21 protein-coding genes and 8 pseudogenes are annotated in these 19,581 nt (G+C 54.6%); 14 read left to right on the top strand and 15 right to left on the bottom strand.

The window, feature by feature from the left end; all coding sequences use genetic code 11:
- The first annotated feature begins 170 nt into the window (after positions 1-170).
- The gene (locus GKKCFE_RS14850; protein ID WP_445576731.1) at positions 171-1,235 is read left to right on the top strand and encodes a M42 family peptidase; all 1,065 of its coding nucleotides are present in this window, start codon (positions 171-173) and stop codon (positions 1,233-1,235) included.
- A 225-nt stretch (positions 1,236-1,460) separates the two neighbouring features.
- Here the strand turns inward: GKKCFE_RS14850 and GKKCFE_RS14845 are convergent.
- From GKKCFE_RS14845 to GKKCFE_RS14830, 4 genes and pseudogenes are all read right to left on the bottom strand, one after another.
- Positions 1,461-1,641: pseudogene (locus GKKCFE_RS14845) on the bottom strand (IS66 family transposase); the annotation flags it as partial.
- A 33-nt stretch (positions 1,642-1,674) separates the two neighbouring features.
- Positions 1,675-1,917: pseudogene (locus tag GKKCFE_RS14840) on the bottom strand (IS21 family transposase); the annotation flags it as partial.
- 149 nt (positions 1,918-2,066) lie between these two features.
- The gene (locus GKKCFE_RS14835) at positions 2,067-3,044 is read right to left on the bottom strand and encodes a DMT family transporter (RefSeq protein ID WP_445576730.1); all 978 of its coding nucleotides are present in this window, start codon (positions 3,042-3,044) and stop codon (positions 2,067-2,069) included.
- Positions 3,041-3,613 (bottom strand): TetR/AcrR family transcriptional regulator, encoded by a 573-nt coding sequence (locus GKKCFE_RS14830; RefSeq protein ID WP_445578047.1) that lies wholly within the window; start codon positions 3,611-3,613, stop codon positions 3,041-3,043. Before GKKCFE_RS14830 ends, GKKCFE_RS14835 begins: the two co-directional genes overlap by 4 nt.
- A gap of 163 nt (positions 3,614-3,776) precedes the next feature.
- Between GKKCFE_RS14830 and GKKCFE_RS14825 the strand changes: the two are divergent.
- Positions 3,777-3,923 (top strand): annotated as a pseudogene (locus GKKCFE_RS14825) (transposase domain-containing protein); the annotation flags it as partial.
- A gap of 161 nt (positions 3,924-4,084) precedes the next feature.
- Here GKKCFE_RS14825 and GKKCFE_RS14820 read toward each other — a convergent pair.
- On the bottom strand, positions 4,085-4,294 hold the full coding sequence (locus GKKCFE_RS14820; RefSeq protein ID WP_445576729.1) for a hypothetical protein: 210 nt from the start codon (positions 4,292-4,294) through the stop codon (positions 4,085-4,087).
- A 221-nt stretch (positions 4,295-4,515) separates the two neighbouring features.
- On the opposite strand from GKKCFE_RS14820, the gene GKKCFE_RS14815 reads away from it, so the two are divergent.
- Positions 4,516-4,920 (top strand): response regulator, encoded by a 405-nt coding sequence (locus GKKCFE_RS14815; protein ID WP_445576728.1) that lies wholly within the window; start codon positions 4,516-4,518, stop codon positions 4,918-4,920.
- Between the two features lie 114 nt (positions 4,921-5,034).
- Here the strand turns inward: GKKCFE_RS14815 and GKKCFE_RS14810 are convergent.
- Positions 5,035-5,264 (bottom strand): annotated as a pseudogene (locus tag GKKCFE_RS14810) (TerC family protein); the annotation flags it as partial.
- Between GKKCFE_RS14810 and GKKCFE_RS14805 the strand changes: the two are divergent.
- Both GKKCFE_RS14805 and GKKCFE_RS14800 read left to right on the top strand, forming a co-directional pair.
- A pseudogene (locus GKKCFE_RS14805) lies at positions 5,220-5,318 on the top strand (KUP/HAK/KT family potassium transporter); the annotation flags it as partial. The pseudogenes GKKCFE_RS14810 and GKKCFE_RS14805 overlap by 45 nt on opposite strands.
- 277 nt (positions 5,319-5,595) lie before the next feature.
- A pseudogene (locus tag GKKCFE_RS14800) lies at positions 5,596-5,708 on the top strand (transcriptional regulator); the annotation flags it as partial.
- Between the two features lie 179 nt (positions 5,709-5,887).
- Here GKKCFE_RS14800 and GKKCFE_RS14795 read toward each other — a convergent pair.
- Complete coding sequence (locus GKKCFE_RS14795; RefSeq protein WP_445576727.1) at positions 5,888-6,292, bottom strand: helix-turn-helix domain-containing protein; 405 nt, start codon at positions 6,290-6,292, stop codon at positions 5,888-5,890.
- Positions 6,293-6,653: 361 nt separating this feature from the next.
- On the opposite strand from GKKCFE_RS14795, the gene tnpB reads away from it, so the two are divergent.
- From tnpB to GKKCFE_RS14780, 3 genes and pseudogenes are all read left to right on the top strand, one after another.
- A complete protein-coding gene (tnpB, locus tag GKKCFE_RS14790; RefSeq protein WP_445576726.1) occupies positions 6,654-6,893 on the top strand; it encodes an IS66 family insertion sequence element accessory protein TnpB in 240 nt (79 codons plus the stop codon).
- An 89-nt stretch (positions 6,894-6,982) separates the two neighbouring features.
- On the top strand, positions 6,983-7,348 hold the full coding sequence (locus tag GKKCFE_RS14785) for a histone-like nucleoid-structuring protein, MvaT/MvaU family (RefSeq protein WP_445576725.1): 366 nt from the start codon (positions 6,983-6,985) through the stop codon (positions 7,346-7,348).
- A gap of 220 nt (positions 7,349-7,568) precedes the next feature.
- Positions 7,569-7,870: pseudogene (locus GKKCFE_RS14780) on the top strand (Arm DNA-binding domain-containing protein); the annotation flags it as partial.
- Between the two features lie 495 nt (positions 7,871-8,365).
- On the opposite strand, the gene dksA reads toward GKKCFE_RS14780, so the two are convergent.
- Positions 8,366-8,788, bottom strand: a complete 423-nt coding sequence (gene dksA, locus GKKCFE_RS14775; protein WP_445576724.1) for an RNA polymerase-binding protein DksA — start codon at positions 8,786-8,788, stop codon at positions 8,366-8,368.
- Positions 8,789-9,077: 289 nt separating this feature from the next.
- On the opposite strand from dksA, the gene hisI reads away from it, so the two are divergent.
- Genes hisI through GKKCFE_RS14755 form a run of 4 tightly spaced genes read left to right on the top strand, consistent with a single transcriptional unit; the run spans position 9,078 to position 11,618 of the window.
- Positions 9,078-9,485 (top strand): phosphoribosyl-AMP cyclohydrolase, encoded by a 408-nt coding sequence (gene hisI / locus GKKCFE_RS14770; protein WP_445576723.1) that lies wholly within the window; start codon positions 9,078-9,080, stop codon positions 9,483-9,485.
- Positions 9,482-9,721 (top strand): membrane protein insertion efficiency factor YidD, encoded by a 240-nt coding sequence (gene yidD, locus GKKCFE_RS14765; protein WP_175360070.1) that lies wholly within the window; start codon positions 9,482-9,484, stop codon positions 9,719-9,721. The genes hisI and yidD overlap by 4 nt, the downstream gene beginning before the upstream one ends.
- Entirely contained in the window at positions 9,718-10,278 is a 561-nt protein-coding gene (locus tag GKKCFE_RS14760) for a gamma carbonic anhydrase family protein (RefSeq protein WP_420232900.1), read from the top strand. The genes yidD and GKKCFE_RS14760 overlap by 4 nt, the downstream gene beginning before the upstream one ends.
- 2 nt (positions 10,279-10,280) lie before the next feature.
- Positions 10,281-11,618: a dihydroorotase gene (locus tag GKKCFE_RS14755; protein WP_445576722.1), complete on the top strand. Its 1,338-nt coding sequence runs from the start codon at positions 10,281-10,283 to the stop codon at positions 11,616-11,618.
- Positions 11,619-11,649: 31 nt separating this feature from the next.
- Here GKKCFE_RS14755 and GKKCFE_RS14750 read toward each other — a convergent pair whose 3' ends face one another.
- The 6 genes and pseudogenes from GKKCFE_RS14750 to gstA all read right to left on the bottom strand — a co-directional run bounded on the left by GKKCFE_RS14750 (position 11,650) and on the right by gstA (position 16,660).
- On the bottom strand, positions 11,650-12,501 hold the full coding sequence (locus GKKCFE_RS14750; RefSeq protein WP_445576721.1) for a universal stress protein: 852 nt from the start codon (positions 12,499-12,501) through the stop codon (positions 11,650-11,652).
- An 11-nt stretch (positions 12,502-12,512) separates the two neighbouring features.
- Positions 12,513-14,000, bottom strand: a complete 1,488-nt coding sequence (locus GKKCFE_RS14745; protein WP_214994481.1) for a SulP family inorganic anion transporter — start codon at positions 13,998-14,000, stop codon at positions 12,513-12,515.
- A gap of 371 nt (positions 14,001-14,371) precedes the next feature.
- Positions 14,372-14,699 (bottom strand): annotated as a pseudogene (locus GKKCFE_RS14740) (type II toxin-antitoxin system RelE/ParE family toxin).
- A 519-nt stretch (positions 14,700-15,218) separates the two neighbouring features.
- The gene (locus tag GKKCFE_RS14735; protein ID WP_445576720.1) at positions 15,219-15,623 is read right to left on the bottom strand and encodes a nuclear transport factor 2 family protein; all 405 of its coding nucleotides are present in this window, start codon (positions 15,621-15,623) and stop codon (positions 15,219-15,221) included.
- The gene (locus tag GKKCFE_RS14730) at positions 15,613-15,984 is read right to left on the bottom strand and encodes a Rid family hydrolase (RefSeq protein WP_445576719.1); all 372 of its coding nucleotides are present in this window, start codon (positions 15,982-15,984) and stop codon (positions 15,613-15,615) included. Before GKKCFE_RS14730 ends, GKKCFE_RS14735 begins: the two co-directional genes overlap by 11 nt.
- A 64-nt stretch (positions 15,985-16,048) precedes the next feature.
- Positions 16,049-16,660 carry a glutathione transferase GstA gene (gene gstA, locus GKKCFE_RS14725; protein ID WP_445576718.1) on the bottom strand — a complete coding sequence of 204 codons (612 nt, stop codon included), beginning with the start codon at positions 16,658-16,660 and terminating at the stop codon, positions 16,049-16,051.
- 257 nt (positions 16,661-16,917) lie between these two features.
- Here gstA and GKKCFE_RS14720 point away from each other — a divergent pair, with 257 nt between their 5' ends.
- Positions 16,918-17,832, top strand: coding sequence for a transcriptional regulator GcvA (locus GKKCFE_RS14720; RefSeq protein ID WP_445576717.1), 915 nt, complete (start codon positions 16,918-16,920; stop codon positions 17,830-17,832).
- A 426-nt stretch (positions 17,833-18,258) separates the two neighbouring features.
- Here GKKCFE_RS14720 and GKKCFE_RS14715 read toward each other — a convergent pair whose 3' ends face one another.
- Positions 18,259-18,972, bottom strand: coding sequence for a LuxR family transcriptional regulator (locus tag GKKCFE_RS14715; RefSeq protein ID WP_445576716.1), 714 nt, complete (start codon positions 18,970-18,972; stop codon positions 18,259-18,261).
- A gap of 389 nt (positions 18,973-19,361) precedes the next feature.
- On the opposite strand from GKKCFE_RS14715, the gene GKKCFE_RS14710 reads away from it, so the two are divergent.
- Positions 19,362-19,571 (top strand): acyl-homoserine-lactone synthase, encoded by a 210-nt coding sequence (locus tag GKKCFE_RS14710; protein ID WP_223194377.1) that lies wholly within the window; start codon positions 19,362-19,364, stop codon positions 19,569-19,571.
- Positions 19,572-19,581: the final 10 nt, after the last annotated feature.

The following is a 19,581-nucleotide window of genomic DNA, read 5'->3' as shown; positions in this document are numbered from 1 at the left end:
TTCAAGCCAGGCTTGACCTTGTAGTGGTTGGAAAGTTGGAGGGGGGACGCGTTCAAAACTTTGGATATTGCATTTGAACGCCCAATGATTCCGCCAGTCCTTGTTAAGGGCGGCGTTGGGCAACTGCTGCTTTCAACACGGTCCCTCTTTTGGATAGGAGTATCAGACAAATGAAAATCACCGAAGGGCAGGATTTGGCGTTGCTTTCGCAGTTATTGCTCGCGCGCGGACCGGGAGGTCAAGAGGATGAAGTGCGCGCTATTTGTCATGAGTATTTGAGGCCTTTGTGCGACGACGTATGGGTTGATCCGGCGGGAAATGTCGTTGGTCTGATCAAGGGCAAGCAGAGAGACGGCATTGCAGGTCGTGCTGTCAAAGTCATGGCGCATATGGATGAAATTGCGATGGTTGTTAAACGCATCGAAACTGACGGCTCATTGCGGGTGACCGCGCTGGGTGGGGCGAATCCGGTTAATTTTGGTGTCTGTCCGGTGGATATTTTGGGGGATCAGAAAATAATTCCAGGGGTCCTGTCCTTTGGTTCGATGCACGCTACGCGTAACACCGCCCAGGGAGCTGATGTGCTATCCGGTAATGTGCATTGGAGAGACGTTCACGTGATCACGCGTTCCTCGGTTGAGAAGTTGAAGGCCCACGGTATCAGAGCGGGGAGCCGGGTAGTGTTGAGTCGCCATTGGCGTGAGCCATTTCGAGTGGGGGACGCTATTGCTGCGCATTTCCTGGACGACCGGGCACCTATCGCCGCGGTAATCCAAGCCGTGCAGAGACTTGATCAACGTCGGCTGGAGCTCGCGTGCGATGTGTATTTCGTATTCACCACGCTCGAAGAAGAGTGCAATGCCGGGGCCATGTATGCAGCAGCGACATTACCTGGCGATACTACGATCGCCGTGGAGGTTGGCCCTGTAATGACGGAATATGGGACGCGTCTTAGTATTGATCCAATCATCAACACGGGTGACCAAAAAAGTTATTACACTCGATCAGTGGTGGACGGTTTAGCGACTGCCGCGCAACGCTGCGGCTATACCCCTCAACATGCGCTGTTGGTAGATTTTGCCTCCGATGCCAGCGCTGTCATGAGCAACGGAAGTTCGGCCCGCGCCGGTTGCTTGGCCATCCCAACAGAAAACACACATGGCTATGAACTGATCGTGGATGGAGCGATTCAGGCATGCGCGGCGACTTTGGCCGAGTACCTCACAACGCTCTGAACAGTGCACGGGCGGTCCTGCCGATTGCTGTCACCCCGCCGAGAGGCAACGGGATGCTCTTGCAGAATCAGCTGAAGCCCTAATTCCCGCCAAACTAGCTCAATGAAGTACCGAACATATAATGCCGCATCAGCGTGACTCCTTTCCCATGCCCCCCTGCCGCAACGGATAGTCGCCTGGGCTCTGCCGGAAAAGCGGTGTCGAACTCATTTTCTGGCGTAATCACCAGCGGTCTTCGTCACTCGTTTCTTTGGCTTTTCGCTCGACTTCATAAAGCCCCCTAAATCGAGTGAAACGCCTGCTCCGCCAACTAGTTTTTATTCGCCACGTGCAGGTGGCGGCGCGCATGGGCCATACAGCTAATTTCGGTGATGCTTAACTTAAAGCTGGTCTTGTAGCCTGCGAAGCCGCCGTCATAACCTTCGGCCTTGATCTGCTAGAAAAGTGCTTTGGCGCTTCTGCGATTGTGCTTTGCCCGAAACGACTCGGCTTTCAGCGCCTGTTCCAGGGTATCCTGGAAGAAGATGAGTTTGTTGAAGCTCGCGCACCGCAGGTACGCCGGCTGAGTTACTTCGGACGCGCAGACCTATTTTGGACGGTGTTTCTCGATAGCCCGGTACGCTTGGGTATCTGTGCGGCGAGAGTTTGTCGCGGAAATACATCCGCCGGATTTTCACAACATTTCCATGCTGAGCACCTGTGTTCCTGCTCGGAAAGTGAGCAGAAGTTAACCTTCCACCAAAACACATCTTCCCGATTCCGGCGCTCAGGGCAATGATGCCAAATCAATCCAAAGTGGGCACCTGAAATGCTCATACCGGCACAGTCGCATTAGTTTTGGCTAAGGTCAGTGATCCCACCACGCGTTGCGAGGTGTGGTTGCCTGCGATAAAAGGCATGAATAGCCCAAACCACCCCTACGAATAGCAACCCTGTCCCAAGCGCTTCCATAGGAGAGGGCCAGCGTTGGTTGATGAGCAGGCCCATCGTGGATGCATAAATGGTTCCGCTGGCGATCAATTGCCCGCTTAGCGCCAGAGGTAGACGTCGAGTGGCGATTGACCATGCCCAGGCACCTGCAAGGGTAGCCCCTAACCCCTGAATCAATCCACAGACTATTAGCGCTTGAGTACCTGCTAACCCGCTCGGCTGGCTAGCGAAGTGGGATAGTTTCAAGTACAGCCCCACTGGGATGAAGGCCATCATTTCGACGCTGCACATGAAGATCAGCATGGCTGACCACAACATGGGGGACATGCTTGGGCGTTGAGCCAAAGCACTCTCATTGAACAATCCAAAACAAGTCCAAAACCCGATTGCCATTAACGATGCGAGCAGCCCAAGCAGAATCGAATCGGTCGGGAGCACCACCGTTGAGCTGCTAAAATCAAACACGCTCAGATTGACCAAACTTATTCCCAACGCCGCGACCAACAACGGCCCGGCAATGGCGCGCCAGGGCACGCTGGAGCTTCGCATGTTGCCGGCAATCGCGAGCACAATCGGTACTGACCCCATCATAACCGGAGGGATCACCGGCCCAGCTGCCAAGACCGCAGTGGTGATCAGGAAGAAGTAGCCGATGTATCCTAGGAAGCCCAGCAGTGCGGCACAGGCCCAGTCGCTCAATCGCAGTTGCTGCACTTCGCTACGGTAAACAAACAGTAGGAACAGGCTACCTAAACCGGCAAAGGCATAGCTCACCACAGCCAGATCAAAAAGGCTGTAATCGCCGACCAAACCCGGAAAGATGTAGAGCAGCGACCATGAAAACGTGGCGGCAATGGCCGCCAATAAGCCTAGGGTCATACGTTCTGCTCCTGCTGGCCCTGCTTCCGGATCCAACAATGAGCTACATGTCGAGCGGTGTCGAATACCCGCACGTCCTGGCCCATGGCGCCCCTGACAAAACTGCCCTCCAGCAAGATGAAGAGCCCCTCAGCAACTACGTCAGGGTCGCTTATACCGGCGCTCATGGCCAAGGCAGTAAGATTTTCGCGTATCCCTTGCTTATGCCTGCTCACTGCCAAATGCACAGGGTGACTAAACTGGGGGAATTCAGCCGCACTGTTGACGAACAGGCACCCGCGTTCGCTATCTTGCAAAAGAAAGCGTTGATACAAATCGAAAAAAGCGAGCATGCCACCGACCGGGTCAGGATGCCCTGCCAAAGTGTGCGCTACCTCTTCACGCCAGCGTCGGTCACGCTCCTCAAGGCAAGCCACAATCAGAGCATCCTTGGAAGGGAAATGGCTATAGAGTGTCATCTTGGTAACACCCGCCATCGCGGCAATAGCCATCACACCAGTCATGTATATGCCTTGTGACAGAAACAGCTTCAGCGCGGAATCAATCAAGCGTTCACGGGTATTGTCCAATTTAAGGCGCTCCGGCAAAGATACGAAGCTGACTATACTGACCGGTAAGATTTGGGGACATCCAAATACGACCTGAATCATGGCCGCTACGACACAGGCGGCAGCAGGGCAGTAAATTGTGGGATTTGGCCAATCAGGATGTTCGTCACACAGCGTTTAATGGGCAGCAGCGATCATGCGCTTGATCCAGTCAGCGCGGCTGACGGGTCACGATGCGTCTGCGTATCTGAAGGACGTTCTGACACGTCTGTCGACGCAGCGGGCAAGTGAGATTAGTCGATTGTTACCCGATCAGTGGCGACCGGCGTAGTGGCAAACGGTGCGTCAATACAGGGACGTTGGCTTTCTTGGCTTTCTTGGCTTTATTTCCAGCGCCCTTGATAAAAACTCTTCTCTCCGATTCATAGGATTCTCCAAAATTAGACAAAAAGTATTAATCCACCTACCAAAATCGGCTTGTGAAAGGATCGTTTATGAGTCGGCGGGCTGAATAATCGCATTAGACGCATTCATAAAAACATCCCAGCTTTGGTAGGCATCGTGTTGCCTCTTGCTGGCAAAATCCCAGTCCGGCCCCGATACACATCTGGAAGAAACCAGCGTCATCATTCCCATAGTAGCGGCGTCGAGCTCTATCAGGAGCTCGTGTGATTTGATCCTGAAATCTTCGATCGATGCCATTAGCCTTGCCTCGGAGCGGAGTTCACCGCCATTAAGAAACAACTGCTCCTCGGGCGGTGGAGTGCGGAGACGCCAGATAATTCATACCGTCTGACCGCTGGCCCGTTTTGCTCGAACCAGTCCCCCACCAGCCACGCCAAAGCTCGCTTTCACACTGCAGCATTCAAAAGCGCTTACACTGAAGCTTCAACCATAAGCAATCTGGAGAAGGAATCTCGCAAGTGAGCGTGCGTTTAGCTGAACAATTGCCAACAGCCGGGCATATAATCGCCATTGAGGACAATCCGGTGGTGCGGATGCTGCTTGAAGAAACTCTTGCTGAGCTTGGTTTTTCATCAGCGGCTTTCGACAACGCAGCCGCAGCTTTGACCCACCTCGTAAGAATCAAAGGTGAGTGCATCTTGATCATCGCGGACCAAGGGCTTCCGGGAGGAATTCAGGGATCTGAATTCATCCGACTGGTAAAAGAACAATGGCCTTTGATCCCGTCGATTCTCACTTCTGGCTATGCCGTCGATGAACAGGTGATCCACCCCTCGACGATTTTTCTGCGTAAGCCTTTCACACTCGATCAATTGGAAATGACCATTGGTTCTGCTCTCCAACAGCAACGTCCACTGGCGTGAAGTGAGAGATATCACTGGCTTGATGGGTACTCTGGGTCAATTTCTTCCCGTCGCCATCGGCAGCTAAGGGGCCAGAGTGCGTAAAAATGGACGTCTAGCCGCATTACATTAAAGGATGCTCGCCAGCAAGCCAAGGCGCATCAGCAATGCGAAGGACAAGCCGATCACACAGGTACGATTGCGCTGCTCGGGGGAGATGGTCTTCTCATGATGGTGATGAATACGAGGTTATCGATGCCGAGCACCAGCTCCAGCACGATCAAGGTCGGCAAGCCCAGCCAGGCCGTGGGGGCACGATTCTGTTTGCGTTTCTGTTGAAGAATGCCAGCAGCAACCTGAAACATTTCAAGCCGCCGTTGAACCGGGTGATAGAAATTGGTACTCAGGTTGAGATGTAAGGGGCTGATACGGGTACACGGGCGAATCGACAAGTTTAAGCCAGGCAGGTAGGCATTGGAACGCTCCTTTCAGCGCTTACTCGGACCACCAACCTTTTTCCACTTGGCCGTATTGTGTACCACTGAACCAGCTTTCCAGCTGCACGTCTAAATTGGTGATCTGCGTGAGATTATCCTGGAGTGGATCTAAGAGGTCAGCCTGCTTGTGAGCCCAATCAATCCATCTCTGGGCCATTTCGGGATCTGCCAGAGAAGCAGATTTAAGGCGATCTTTACAAAAAATCTACACAACGGGGAAGTGATAGAAACGAAAGGTAGGAACCATCGCCTACTGAAGCAGTGGAAAGACCAGTACGGGGCAGGGAAGTGGAGGCTTGGCTGGGGAAATAGCCAAAACCCGGCGAGCTCATGATCCATTTGCCTAGAAAGCCTCGCTTAGCGGGGCTTTTTTTACAGTGACCCTATTCAGGTCAAGATCGAAATTACGCATTACTCGACCTCTTGATTTTCGAATGAGTGCCACAATCGCAACCCTGTCTGCCATCTGATCATGCGGCAATAAAATGCGTTTATTCAGCGAAGCAGAATTCGACTTGCTGGGACTTCATCACTGAGCGACGAATTGAGGGCTCAGTAGAGGGGCGTGGAATTAGTGACTCAGCCCCCGACGAAATCGCCAGATTCTCAAGTACACCCTCGTGGGCTAGATCCGCCAGTTCCTCTTGGGTACGACGCAGCAAAGCGTTTACGGACTGACCTGACTCGGCGCAAAGAGTAATAGCCACCAGAGTCAGAGGATTCACACTGAGTGAGCCACTCAAAGCCGTGATCATCTCTAGCGTTGGGCTTGACTGGGCTCGCTCTAATTTTGAGATGTATGTTCGACTGCTGACTTCGGCGAGATTTCTCTGAGTCAATCCTCTGCCGGCGCGCATCGCTTTAAGCACAGCAGCAAAAGCATTTTTGAGCGACATAAACACGTTCCTGATTCGAGCCTACCTCTTTGAGCGTCGATACGCTGGAGAGAGCCATTCTAGACGACCCGAAGCCTATCACGGTATCGCATGCGCTCGATGTTCCTGAAGCCTGCGGCTTGCCAGAGTAAGCTGCGCATGGATGGTGTCGTCGAGGGTGCAGCGTTGACGATGGGAGCGTGGGTAAACCGGCACCAAGGCGCGCAACAGCAGAGATGGTGATCATCTTGCTGCTTCTGGGCGATAAATCCGTCATCGTAAAATGGCCCGCTTCGGAGCCGGAAGGCTGCGCGTGTTTTATTCTTGGCCTAGCCCAATGATTCGCGTCGATGCCATATGGCTTGCTACCGAGCCCAGGGACATGCGTGCCGGCACTGAGACCGCATTGGCCCGGGTGGTCGCGGTGTTCGGTGCAGCGAAGCCGCACTGCGCCTACCTCTTTGCCAATCGCCGGGCCTACCGCATGAAGGTGCTGGTGCATGACGGCATCGATATCTGGCTGGCGGCGCGCCTCTTGAACCAAGGTAAGTTTCATTGGCCAGGCATCCATCGTGGAGCGGAAGTCGAACGCTACATGTTAACCAGCTTTCCAACGTGTTAACTGCACAGGTTTACACATCAGAGAACTGGTTAACAACGGTGAGGGGGGCTTTGGTGTATCGTTAGCGAATAACTACGTAGAGAATCAACATGTCCAAGCTCGCAGAATTTCGCCAACTCGAAAAACACCTCGCCGAACAGCTCGAAGCCCTCGAAGCCCTCAAAGGCGACGCTGGCCTGAAGCAAGAAATCGAATTTGAAACCAAACTCCGTGCCTTGCTGGCTAAGTACGGCTATAGCTTGAAAGACATCATCAATCTGCTTGACCCACAGGCCGGTCGTCGTGCTCCAACTGCCCAGCCGCAATCGGGAGCCCGCAAGCCTAGACAGGTGAAGGTTTACAAAAACCCTGAGTCTGGTGAGGTCGTGGAAACCAAGGGTGGCAACCACAAAATATTGAAAGAGTGGAAGGCAAAATACGGCTCCGACAAAGTGGAGTCCTGGCTAACCAAGTAATTTTTGAGTACAAACGGAGGGCTCGAAGAGGGCTCTCTTTATTGATGCGTGCTGAATGGTGCTTTGGGGCAAAGAAGCTAAGCTGAGCCTTTCCATCACAACGCGCTCGATAGCGAAACCTGAATAGGTAATTCGACGCTTGGTAAATCAGTTTCTAGAGCCGCTAGGCACTCTGAAAACTGTAAAACACTCCTTCATTCATATGAGTGGAGTTAGTTCGATGGTCCTTACCAATACGGCGATCCGGCAGGCCAAATCTCGCGCCAAAAACTACACCCTTTCTGACTTTGATGGCCTTGCGCTTCGTGAATACCAAGGGTACCAAGAGCTGGCCCTTCCGCTTTTTCTTGGACGGTAAAGCAGCTTCGTACTTCACTCGGTACCTATCCTGAAATAGGGCTACGCGATGTTCGCGTTCTGCGTGATATCGCCAGGGCGCCGGTTGCGAAAGGTATCGATCCCCGTGATCAGCGTCGCCTTGAGCGCAATGCCAAACTGGTGGCCCTGGATAGTACAAGCCGTGCTGAACTCGGTTATGCCAACTCTTTCGGTCCACCGTCGCAGGGCTTGAGCAAGACCGCTCGCAACACATCTGAATGCCAAGATCGTGTCCTTGGGCTTCTCGCCTCAACGTCATTGCGCCGATCGACAGCACGACGAGCTCCCTCAAACCGAATCCGCACCCTTCGCGGGGCTGGGGCGTTATCGCCTTCTATTCCATCGAGCCTATCAGACAAGGCAGGATTTCCGGAACCTCTCATCTTTTTGCTTCCCGCGGAGTGTGCGCCTTTGCCTTCCCGTGTGAATCATGTTTCAGGGAGAACCATTTCAGCCATGAGTGACATGATGCCCTGGAAGCGACCCGGACGAGTTACTAGCGCGCTGCGTTAGTGGTTGGCTGGGACCGTAACCTCCGCGAAGCAGCAGAACGGCCCCTGCACTGTTCGACGCATCTTCGTCGTCGTGATGCCGACCAGGAACTGTCTTGTATGACATCCATTAAGCAATAGTTTCAAGTCAGGGCAAGTCGTGGCGCAGGTGTCTTTCGCGTTGCTCCTCGCGTTCTTTGGCCTCAATACACAGGCTTGCGGTAGGCCGTAGCAGCAAACGCTTGAGTCCGATGGGCTCACCCGTCTCCCGGCACCAGCCATATTCTCCGCGGGCCAGGCGGTCCAGTGCTCGATCGATTTTATCCAGCAGCTTCTTTTCTCGCTCCAACAAGCGCAGTTGCCATTGACGCTGCTCTTCAGCGCTACCGATGTCGACGGGATCGCTATTGGCTTCGCATTCGCGCAAACCTTCGAACTCTTCGGCGATACGCGCCTGTAGCTCGCCGCGTTGGTTCAACAGCAGAGCACGAAAGAAGTGCTGCTGCTCCGCATTCATATAGTCCTCTGCCGGCAGCGCGAGCAGCTCGGCCTCGGTAAGTACAGTGGGCATGGGGATGGACCGCTCCTATTGATTTTAGCCAGCCTTGAAACGACGAAAACCGATAAATATGTGGAAGTCGCAGAGGATGCGATTGCCTCGGATCGCCGAAGCTTCCTTCGTGCCCAATAGCTGACATCAAAGAAAGATTTCCTATAATGTTATAGTGTAACATTATGGCGATGAAGCAGTTGGGCAACGTCGCCCGCTCTAACGAAACTTCAGCCAATCTCAGGGCGGCTTTGATCGGTCCTGATGCTGGCTCCAGGTCAAAACTCGACTCCGATACGGTTCCAGACTCATGAATTTATGGCTCGAACTCGAACAGAAACGGTGCGGTGATAATTTGCCTCTGGCCACCGTACTGAACGCCATCCCTTGGAACGCTGACGGGTTGATCGGCGCCATCGCCCAGCGGCACAACACAGACGAGGTCCTGATGCTGGCATGGATGAACCGTGCGGCGCTGGATGAGACGCTCGCCACCGGCCAGGTTTGCTACTGGTCGCGCTCGCGCCAGCAACTGTGGCGCAAGGGCGAGACCAGTGGCAACCACCAACGCCTGATCGAAGCGCGTCTGGACTGCGATGGCGACGCCATTCTGCTGCTCGTCGAGCAACAGGGCCCGGCCTGCCACACCGGGCGACCCAACTGCTTCTACAACGCCATCCGCAATGACCGGGTGACAGTCATCAGCGTGGCGCCATGAAGCGCCTGTTGATTGGCCTCGTACGTCTCTACCAATTTCTGATCAGCCCCTTGCTCGGGCCGCGGTGCCGCTTCTATCCGAGCTGTTCGCATTACGCCATCGAAGCCGTGCAAAGCCATGGCGCATTTCGGGGTGCCTGGCTGGCTGTGCGTCGCCTGGGGCGCTGCCATCCTTGGCATCCGGGGGGGTATGACCCGGTGCCTGCGCACAATCCAACTACAGAGCAGAAGCCATGATTCGCAAAAACCCTTCCGGCCATTTACCGGTCATTGCCGAGTCCGCCTACGTGGATAAAACCGCGATCATCTGCGGCAAGGTCATTATTCACGACAACGTTTTCGTCGGCCCCTATGCGGTGATACGTGCTGATGAAGTGGACGAAACCGGTGATATGCAACCCATCGTCATCGGGGCCAATTCCAACATCCAGGATGGGGTGGTCATCCATTCCAAGTCCGGTGCAGCGGTGACTATCGGCGAGCACAGTTCCATTGCGCACCGCTCAATCATCCACGGCCCTTGCCAGGTTGGAAATCGGGTGTTTATCGGCTTTAACAGCGTGTTGTTCAACTGCACCGTTGGCGACGGTTGCGTGGTACGACATAACGCGGTGGTCGACGGTTGCGATCTGCCGGCTGGTTTTCACGTCACCTCCACTCAGCGTATCGGGCCAAAGACCGACCTGGCCAGCCTGCCGCGTGTCAGCGTCTCGGCCAGCGAGTTTTCCGAGGACGTGGCGCGCACCAACATCGATCTGGTGCGCGGCTACAAAGCCCTGCAGAACGAGTTCTGAGCATGAGCAGCGTAGTCATCCGCAACGCCCGCCTGGTCAATGAAGGACGAGAGTTCGACGCTGATGTATGGGTGCGCAATGGCCGTATCGAACAGATCGCCAGCAGCATGGGCGGGCGCAATGCCGACGTCGAAATCGACGCCGCTGGCCAGTTCCTGCTGCCGGGGATGATCGACGATCAGGTGCATTTCCGTGACCCCGGCTCGCCGGCAAAAGGCAGCTTCGCCACCGAATCTAGCGCGGCGGTAGCCGGCGGCATCACCAGCGTGATGGATATGCCCAACACCAATCCGCCGACCCTGAGCCTGGAAGCCCTGGTCGCCAAGGAGCACCGCGCCGCATCCTTTTCCAAAGCCAACTACGGTTTTCACTTCGGCGTCAGCAAGGACAACCTGGACACCGTTGCCGCCCTGGACCCCAACCGCGTGGCCGGGGTGAAGGTGTTTATGGGCGCATCCACCGGCGACATGCTGGTCGATGACCTGCCCTCCCTGGAGCGCCTGTTCGCTAACTGCCCGACGATTCTGCTGACCCACTGCGAGTACACGCCACGTATCCGCGAACGCGAAGCCGAATTCCACGTGCGCTATGGCTCGCAGATTCCGCCCGCCATGCACCCGCTGATTCGCGACGCCGAAGCCTGCTATCAGTCGTCCAGCCTGGCAGTGGCCCTGGCCAAGCGTTTCAACACCCGTCTGCATGTGCTTCATCTGACTACGGCGCGAGAACTGGCGTTGTTCAGTACCGGGCCGCTGGCCGGCAAGCGCATCACCGCCGAGGTTTGCGCCCATCATCTGTTGTTCGATGACAGCGACTACGCGCTGCTTGGTCACCTGATCAAGTGCAATCCGGCAATCAAAACCCGCGCCGACCGTGACGCCCTGCGCCAGGCCTTACTTTGCGGTCGGCTGGATGTGATCGGCACCGACCACGCCCCGCACACCCTGGAAGAAAAACAGTGCCCCTACGCCCAGGCTCCTTCTGGTCTGCCATTGGTGCAGCACGCCTTGCCCGCGTTGCTGGAGTTGGTCGCCGACGGCGTGTTGCCGCTGACAACCCTGGTGGAGAAAACCAGCCATGCGGTTGCCAAGCTGTTTGCCATTGAAGAGCGCGGTTTTCTACGCGAAGGCTATTGGGCTGACCTGTGCCTGATCGAGCGTCTGAGCGAGCCGAGGCCGGTGCATGCCGACCCGCTGCTCGCCCATTGCGGCTGGACGCCATTTCAAGGCCAAAGCATGCGGCACAGAGTGCGCACCACGTTCGTGTCCGGCCAAGTGGCCTGGCACCAGGGGCGCGTGCAAGGTAACTGCCAAGGCTTGCCGCTACGCTTTAAGCGATAACATCTCGACTAGAACGCTGAACGCCTACCAATCAGCGAAGCACTAGCACCGAAAGGGTGGCTGTTCGAAGCATCGTCGCAGTCGTGCTGCCCACCAGGAACTGCCTGATACGCGAGTGTCCGTACGCGCCCATTACCAACAGGTCAATCATATGCTCGGCTTGATAGGCTTGCAGAACCGTCTCTACCTCACCTGGCAGGATCTCGGCTTCAGTCTTCATGCCAGACGACACCAGTGTACTTCGTGCTTTCTCCAGCTCTTTTCGGTTGTCTTCGGAATCTGCTCCAACCATGACGATATGAATCGGCAGCTCTGTGCACAGTGGACTTGAGGCAAACATCTGCACGGTCTTATGAGCCGTGGCGCTTCCGTCAAATGCCAGCATGACTTTTTCAGGTTTTTTAAAGTGGCTGGCGGTGATCAGGATGGGGCGGTGGATAGTTCGGACTACCGCTTCAATCTGGCTGCCAAGACTTTGGGCACTGCGAGTGCTGTCCTCACCGACTCTTCCAATCACCAGTAATCGAATATCGTCTTGGAGATCGCTCAGGCTCTCGACGAGATGGCCATGGCGCTGCTTCAGATCAGGTGATATGGCGCCAGAGATGAGTGTTCGCTCGCGAGCTTTTTCAAGCATGTGCTGCCCATGCTCCAAGGCCAGTTTTGCCCGCTGCGCATCCAGCGTGGCCAACTCTTCCAGTAGATGTTCTCTGCTACCGAGACCGATATTGCCGCTGAGGTCAGCGGATGCAGGATATTTCTCCTTATCCAGCACATGAAGCAAGGTCAGGGGAGCGCTGAGTCGTTGCGAGGCCCATGCTGCGTAATCGCAGACCGCCAATGAGGATTGTGAGTTATCAATGCATGCCATTACGTGGGTCATTGTCGTTCTCCTTAGTGGCTCATGAGCTTGTCGATGGCACCGGGTTTGTCATGCACGCCGAAGCGGTCAACGATTGTTGCGCTGGCTTCATTGAGACCGAGCACTTCAACCTCAGCGCCTTCGCGTCGGAACTTGATCACGACCTTATCCAGCGCTGCGACGGCGGTGATATCCCAGAAATGCGCCTGTGTGAGATCGATGGTGACCTTGTTGAGCGCTTCCTTAAAGTCAAAAACCTCAGTGAACTTGTCCGCAGAGCTGAAGAACACCTGGCCCACGACGTGGTAAGTCCGATGGGATTTCGTCTCTTCCAGAGTGCTCTTGATATCCAGGTAGTGCCCGACCTTATTGGCAAAAAACAGCGAAGCCAGCAGCACACCTACCAGTACGCCGTAAGCCAGGTTGTGAGTGGCCACGACGACCACGACGGTCGCCACCATGACAAGGTTGGTCGACAGCGGATGCTCTTTCAGATTACGCAAAGAATCCCAACTAAAGGTGCCGATGGACACCATGATCATCACAGCCACGAGTGCCGCCATAGGGATTTTGGAGAGCCATTCGCCAAGAAATACCACCATCAGCAGCAGGAAAACGCCGGCACACAATGTCGAGAGACGGGTGCGGCCACCAGATTTCACGTTGATGATCGACTGGCCGATCATGGCGCAACCTGCCATGCCGCCAAGCATGCCGGCAGCGATGTTGGCCACACCCTGGCCTTTGCACTCGCGGTTTTTGTTGCTGGTGGTATCGGTAAGGTCGTCGACGATGGTCGCGGTCATCATTGATTCGAGTAGACCCACTACTGCCAACGCAGCCGAGTACGGGAAAATGATGCGCAGGGTTTCAAAATTCAGCGGAACTTCAGGCCAGAGGAAGATCGGGAGCGTATCAGGCAGTTGGCCCATGTCACCGACGGTGCGGATATCCAAACCGAGGTAAATGGCGATGGCAGTCAGCGTCAGAATGCACACCAATGGAGAGGGGATCAGCTTGCCGATTTTCGGTACATACGGAAACAGGTAGATGATCCCCAGGCCCGCTGCGGTCATGGCATAGACATGCCAGGTGACATTGGTCAGCTCAGGCAATTGCGCCATAAAAATCAGAATCGCCAATGCGTTTACGAAGCCGGTGACTACCGAGCGTGAAACAAAGCGCATCAACGAGCCAAGCTTCAGGTAGCCGGCAAGGATTTGAAGTACGCCACATAGTAGAGTCGCGGCCAGCAGGTACTGGAGTCCATGCTCTTTTACCAGCGTAACCATCAGCAGTGCCATGGCGCCTGTCGCCGCCGAGATCATTCCGGGGCGACCGCCGACAAAGGCGATGACAGCACAGATACAGAAGGAGGCGTAGAGACCGACTTTGGGATCTACGCCGGCGATGATGGAAAAGGCGATGGCTTCCGGGATCAGCGCGAGTGCGACCACCAGCCCCGCGAGCACGTCGCCACGGACGTTGGAAAACCACGTTTGTCTAAGTTTTTGCAGCATAGAAATATCCAAGGCAAAGCATCGCGCACGCCAAGGGAATGGCGAGCGAATCGATACAAATTCAAATTTTGAGGATTCTTTGCTGTGTGCTTAAGGTGTAAAACCAGGCGTACAGCAGTGCGCGCCCGCGAGCGAGGCTAGCGGAAGCAAGGTGTTGCGAGGGGGCGTAGCGCTAAGGCGGCGTAGGCTGCCAGTAGATCGTTTGGAGTACAGTCATGCTGATGTTCCTGTAGCTCAAGGGGTATGCGGAGCCGAAGTATACAATGAAGCCGCCGGCGATTGCGACTCGGCTGACTGCGAGGGCGCTCGGGTTGAGATGTAGAGGAGGGTGCTCTACCTCTGCTGTCCATGGCCGGTAAAGCTACGACTTGTTAGGTCAGTGATTGGTCCCTAGGCAGTGCAGCTGCGGGCCCATGGACCTCATGAATAAGTCCGACGACTTCGACCACACCACCGTTTGTAATACGATAAAACACGATATGACGCGGGCTTTTGACCGTCCTATGGGCGTGTTTGGCCTGCTGACGTGATAGATGAAGTGATAGCTGCGAAGACCAGTTGCAAACTCAATGCGTTCGTTGCTGCCAAGCCGAAGAGCATGTCGGCAATAGCTTGCAGCGCCGCGAGGATTAGCGCCCGATAGCGCTGACGTGCTTGGTCGCCGAATTGCGTCTGGGAGAGCCTGAGAGTATCGACAATGTCGGCGCGTGCTACATTGGAATCCTATGCTGCAGCATGCTCAGTGCTCCTCCCTCGCCGGGACGCTGGCCTCCTGGCTCAACCCCTCAAGGTATTTTTCCAGATATCGTTCATGGACGCTTCCCGTCCGGTTGGCTATGGGTTGAGAGAAATGGTACAGCCCGGAATCCCGCTTTCTTGACCCTTGATACGCCCCAAAAACAAGTCCAGAATTAAGTCTTTTCCTGCTCTGGCAAGAAAAGAAACCCCTTAGATTTCAATGGGTCGGACACCAGATGCGAGTCTCGTTTCCCGCTCCAAGATTCAGAAAAAAGCCACTCAGATGAGTGGCTTTTTTTTGTGTGCTGAGAATGCCTTAGCGCTGGATACACTGACTGATGAATGTTCGGACATTTCAGTGGGGGGCATTCATTAAGTTCATTGGTTGGCTCAACGCCATGAGACTTGACCCCGCTCGCGCACCGATCTCGCGGGGGCACGATTAAGGGCTATTCGACCTATGGGCGTGCGTCGGATCGCTCACGATGTCTCGAGTACCACGGCCGGCTTGAGCGGTGTCGCCTGGTAGACCAGTAGTTGCCATTGCTCACCGGTTTTCTGCCACGCCGTGAGCGTTCGATTGTGCAGATGTTTTCTTATTCCTCCGGAGGTGACTATGGTGACCATTTCACCTAACGCGATCGCTAGGTCACCCACCCGCGTCACATTGTCGATCTGATGATTGAGGGCGTGATAGATGAACTCCCGAGAACGGCATTTCTCAAGATAACTCTTGAGATCGTCCACCACACCAGTGGCGTGGATGTAGGTCAGGTCCGGGTGGAACAAGTAGCTGAAGATATCCAGGTGCCCGCCGAGCATGGCGGCACTGCGTTGTGCCTCACAAGTCCGAATGACCAGGTCGATCTGATCGTTATGCGTCATTAGCCGTTCCTCGCGCCGCAGTGACGATGATTTCAATCAGAAGTTTGCCGCCTAGATCGACACCGTAGCAGGCACGCTGGGGCCAGTGCTGAGGGTTGTCGCCGATCCATCCGCCCCAGATTTCATCGACTGTGGATTTGCTGCCCATGTCTGCCAGCAGCACCTGAGCCGATAGCATGCGCGAAGCGTGAGAGCCAAGGCCTTTGAGGCTGATGCTCAACGCGGCGAGGGCTTGGTGAGTCTGGCCGACGATGTCCAGTGAGGTGTCCGCGGAAGTTGCCACGGTGTAAACGATATCTGCGTAGGCGCAGGAACGGCTACCTCCTGCGTGGCCGCTTGGGGCGCGTTCAATTGTCTGCATAGGGGACTTCATCCAAGTTGAAGTAAGGCAGAAGCTAGCATCGACCAGCTTCTGTCATCCGTGATTAAACCGGCTGTGTTGCTTCTTCTGCGGCAATGGCGGCCTGCACGCTTGGACGTGCTTCCATGCGCGCCATGAACGACGCCAGTTCAGGCCAGTTCTTGATGTCGATATTGAAGAACGGCAGCCACTTCAGCACCGTGAACAGGTAGGCATCGGCCAGGCCGAAGGCGCTCAGCAGGTAGTCTTGGTTCACCAGGCCCTGGTTCAGGTAGTCCAGGCGCTTGAACAGTTTCTGGCGGAAGATTTCTTTGGTGGGCTCAGGGATATCGGCATTGAACAGCGGTGCGCTACCGCCATGGATTTCTGAGGTGATGAAGTTCAGCAGTTCCTGCAAACGCGTGCGCTCCCAGGTGCCGTTGGCCGGTGCCAGTGAGTTGCCCGGAACCTGATCGACCAGGTATTGCACGATGGCCGGACCTTCGGTCAACACTTGGCCATTATCCAGCATCAGTGCGGCGACGTATCCCTTTGGGTTGATGTCGCGAAAGTCACGCCCGTCTGCCGTTGCTTTGGTCTTGTTGTTGACTCGGATCAGTTCGAAAGGCAGGCCCAGCTCACGCATCACGATGTGTGGCGACAGGGAACAGGTCATAGGGGCAAAGTACAGTTTCATATGCATCTCCGTATTAAGCGGGCGGCGCGTGTCCGAACGTGTTGCCGTTACAGGTCTGAAACGGCTGTGAGCCTTGTTCAGACACTGTTGGAAGGGAGGGAAATCGACGAGTTTATGGCGATATCAATCGTTAAACATGCCCGGTCAAACCGTTGTGGCTCGAGAGCAGCGCTAGGATCCATGACCATGCAGACATCTTGCAAAGGACTTCTTCAATGCTACCTTATGACAAAATCTCATGAGCATTACAGAATCTTATGGCTGTTAGAATTCCTTCCCTCAATGGATTGAAAGCGTTTGAATCTGCTGCTCGCCATATGAGTTTTACCAAGGCTGCCGAGGAGCTCAATGTCACGCAGACGGCCATCAGTCATCAGATCCGACGACTTGAAGATGAACTGGGTATTCGCCTGTTTCTGCGGCTCAAGGATGGTCTGGCGCTAACCACCGAAGGTCATGCTTATTTGCCTGGCATTCGCTCGGCGTTTCATGAATTACGCTATTCCACGGAAATGTTGCTCGAGTCGACCAACAACAGCGCATTGACTATTAGCACCCTGGTTTCCCTGGCGTCTAAGTGGTTGTTGCCCCGCCTGGCATCCTTTCAAGATGCTTTTCCCAACATTGACGTGCGGGTCACTGCATCAACCGAACTGGTCGATTTTCGCAAAGGTGGGATCGACGCTGCCATCCGCTATGGGGTCGGCGACTGGAAGGGGTTACGGGCGGACTGGCTCATGTCCGACGAGATATATCCTGTGTGCAGCCCCAAGCTCCTGACCGGTCAAAAAGCCTTGAAAAGCCCGGTCGATCTGGCCAGCCACACGCTTTTACAGGTCAGCGGCATGACCAGCAACGACTGGAATATGTGGTTGAGCGCAGCAGGGCAACCGAAGAAACTCGCAGAAGGCACGCGGCTAACGTTCGATCTGGCAATGATGGCAGTGCAGGCTGCCATTGACGGGTTAGGGGTGTGCATCGGGCGCTCCACCTATGTCGATGATGATTTGAAGAGCGGTAAACTGGTTGCGCCATTCAATCTCAAGTTGAAGTCCGATCTGGGATTCTACTTGGTGACGCCGTTGGAAATTGCCGACTCGAAAAAAGTCGTGGCATTCCGTACTTGGTTGATTGATCTGGTGCGGAGCGCAGAATCTAAGTCACCTGTGTAAATAAATCAGCTCTGCATTTTGTTGTTGGTGAGCCCTGCCTCAGCGTTGAAACTTTCGGTATTCGCAGGAAGGGCGATTCATATTACCCATTCCGGGGCTAGGCCACCGTTGGGGCTTGGGAGCAAGCGTGACCTTATTTACTAGTTGTGAAAAGCGATCAACAGGCTTGATACATTATCCTGTCGTATCTATTGATAAGCTCCATGAAAAATTCGAACGAATCATGGAGGACTGAGGACCTGGAGGTCATGTGGGTATCCGCGCGCAGCACCGAGGACGGCAACTTTCGAGGCCTCGACAACCAGGCCTTCGGCGCGATGTTCCCTACAGCCTGGCGGGCCATGCGTGGGCCTGGGCTATCAACGCATGAGCGGCGACGACCCATGAGAGGCGTGGTCATCATTCGAGCTTCAGAACATTTGCGTCTCAGGACAACAAGCCAGATAACGACGCCTTGACCGCCGCTTCAGTCTTGTTCGACGCCCGCAACTTGCGCATCGCATTCACAAGATGGAACTTCACCGTTCGTATGTCGATGTTCAGGATGATCCCGATTTCGACATAGGTTTTTCCCGATGCCGTCCACCTGAGGATTTCCTTCTCCCGGGCGGTCATTGGCTTGTAAGTATCGACCATGGTTTTTGCGGAGAAAAACTGCGCCATGGCCTCATGTACCAGATGAGTCAGCCAAATCAGCTTGGTCTCTTTGCTTTCCATTTCCTGTATTGAAATGCGTTCGCTTGAGCGGGAGACGGAGAGCAGACCGATCGAGTTATGTTCACGCCGCGAAGAAAGGCACCAGCCATGGTTGAGGTTGTAATGCCGCGCTTCTTCCCAGAACCCGCGCCCTGGATTTTGCTGCTGCGCAGACCAGCGCAATGGAATCGAACGGGTCAGTCCATGTTCAACGGTGGGGTCTTGGGAGAAATAATCGCCGGCAATGTACTTTTTTTCCCAGGCGTCCGGGTAATTTGAAAGCAGAAAATATTGCGCCGGCGCTAACGGCGAACTTAGTCTTAACCCATAAGAGCAAAACTCGAAGCCTAAGTCTGTTGTAATTTTAACGAGCTCGTTAAATAGCTGGTTTTCGTAAGTACAGCCAGCCACAAGCGCTATAAAGTCTTCACGCCAATCAATCACCAATATTACCTTCCGTGGTCAGCGCTCTTTCCGTGACAAGAGCGGGGCTCATTATACAGGATTAAAACGCTGTCGGGAGATGTAGTGGCCTTCCGATGGTAATCCTTCAGACCGATAAGGCCTGCAGCCCGACGCTTCCAAACATTCGGCATCGCCGACGCGTCTAGACAGAGCAATAGCTGGCAGAGCTAATGGCGCACTTTTTAGTACGAAAGTGCTAGAAAAGCTGGCAAGAGACGGCATTATTCTTTTGTCGTAGATACAATTCGGTGTTTTCAAGAAGTATCTTGTGGCGACTCGCTGATTTACCTGACCTGCCCATTCGGGCAGCTACCCACACAGACCCCGGTTTGTTGTACTGGCGGAATAATCTTCGTCAGGAGGTAGTTATGCTGACCGCGGTAACAGGGACTGTTAGCGATCTTTTGCCAGGAATGGAAATTGCGCTGGCTAAATATAGATATCAGGTATTCGTTAAAGAGTTAGGTTGGCCTTTGCCCTGTGAAAAAGGGATTGAATTAGATGCCTTTGATCGTTCTGACACAGTGTATGTCCTGGCCTGTGATGATAATCAGTGTTGTTCAAGGATTACTTCGTAGGGCATCAGTT

Source organism: Pseudomonas sp. E141 (genome assembly GCF_052659885.1).
This window is presented reverse-complemented; position numbering and strand designations above follow the sequence as displayed.

Bases quoted from the DNA above. Each gene is read 5' to 3' on its own strand.
- GKKCFE_RS14730 (WP_445576719.1), bottom strand. From the start codon at position 15,984: ATGCAGACAATTGAACGCGCCCCAAGCGGCCACGCAGGAGGTAGCCGT.
- GKKCFE_RS14785 (WP_445576725.1), top strand. From the start codon at position 6,983: ATGTCCAAGCTCGCAGAATTTCGCCAACTCGAAAAACACCTCGCCGAA.
- GKKCFE_RS14755 (WP_445576722.1), top strand. From the start codon at position 10,281: ATGAGCAGCGTAGTCATCCGCAACGCCCGCCTGGTCAATGAAGGACGA.
- yidD (WP_175360070.1), top strand. From the start codon at position 9,482: ATGAAGCGCCTGTTGATTGGCCTCGTACGTCTCTACCAATTTCTGATC.
- GKKCFE_RS14750 (WP_445576721.1), bottom strand. From the start codon at position 12,501: ATGACCCACGTAATGGCATGCATTGATAACTCACAATCCTCATTGGCG.
- GKKCFE_RS14795 (WP_445576727.1), bottom strand. From the start codon at position 6,292: ATGTCGCTCAAAAATGCTTTTGCTGCTGTGCTTAAAGCGATGCGCGCC.
- tnpB (WP_445576726.1), top strand. From the start codon at position 6,654: ATGCGTGCCGGCACTGAGACCGCATTGGCCCGGGTGGTCGCGGTGTTC.
- GKKCFE_RS14835 (WP_445576730.1), bottom strand. From the start codon at position 3,044: ATGACCCTAGGCTTATTGGCGGCCATTGCCGCCACGTTTTCATGGTCG.
- GKKCFE_RS14820 (WP_445576729.1), bottom strand. From the start codon at position 4,294: ATGGCATCGATCGAAGATTTCAGGATCAAATCACACGAGCTCCTGATA.
- GKKCFE_RS14720 (WP_445576717.1), top strand. From the start codon at position 16,918: ATGGCTGTTAGAATTCCTTCCCTCAATGGATTGAAAGCGTTTGAATCT.
- gstA (WP_445576718.1), bottom strand. From the start codon at position 16,660: ATGAAACTGTACTTTGCCCCTATGACCTGTTCCCTGTCGCCACACATC.
- hisI (WP_445576723.1), top strand. From the start codon at position 9,078: ATGAATTTATGGCTCGAACTCGAACAGAAACGGTGCGGTGATAATTTG.
- GKKCFE_RS14850 (WP_445576731.1), top strand. From the start codon at position 171: ATGAAAATCACCGAAGGGCAGGATTTGGCGTTGCTTTCGCAGTTATTG.
- GKKCFE_RS14760 (WP_420232900.1), top strand. From the start codon at position 9,718: ATGATTCGCAAAAACCCTTCCGGCCATTTACCGGTCATTGCCGAGTCC.
- GKKCFE_RS14745 (WP_214994481.1), bottom strand. From the start codon at position 14,000: ATGCTGCAAAAACTTAGACAAACGTGGTTTTCCAACGTCCGTGGCGAC.
- dksA (WP_445576724.1), bottom strand. From the start codon at position 8,788: ATGCCCACTGTACTTACCGAGGCCGAGCTGCTCGCGCTGCCGGCAGAG.
- GKKCFE_RS14710 (WP_223194377.1), top strand. From the start codon at position 19,362: ATGCTGACCGCGGTAACAGGGACTGTTAGCGATCTTTTGCCAGGAATG.
- GKKCFE_RS14735 (WP_445576720.1), bottom strand. From the start codon at position 15,623: ATGACGCATAACGATCAGATCGACCTGGTCATTCGGACTTGTGAGGCA.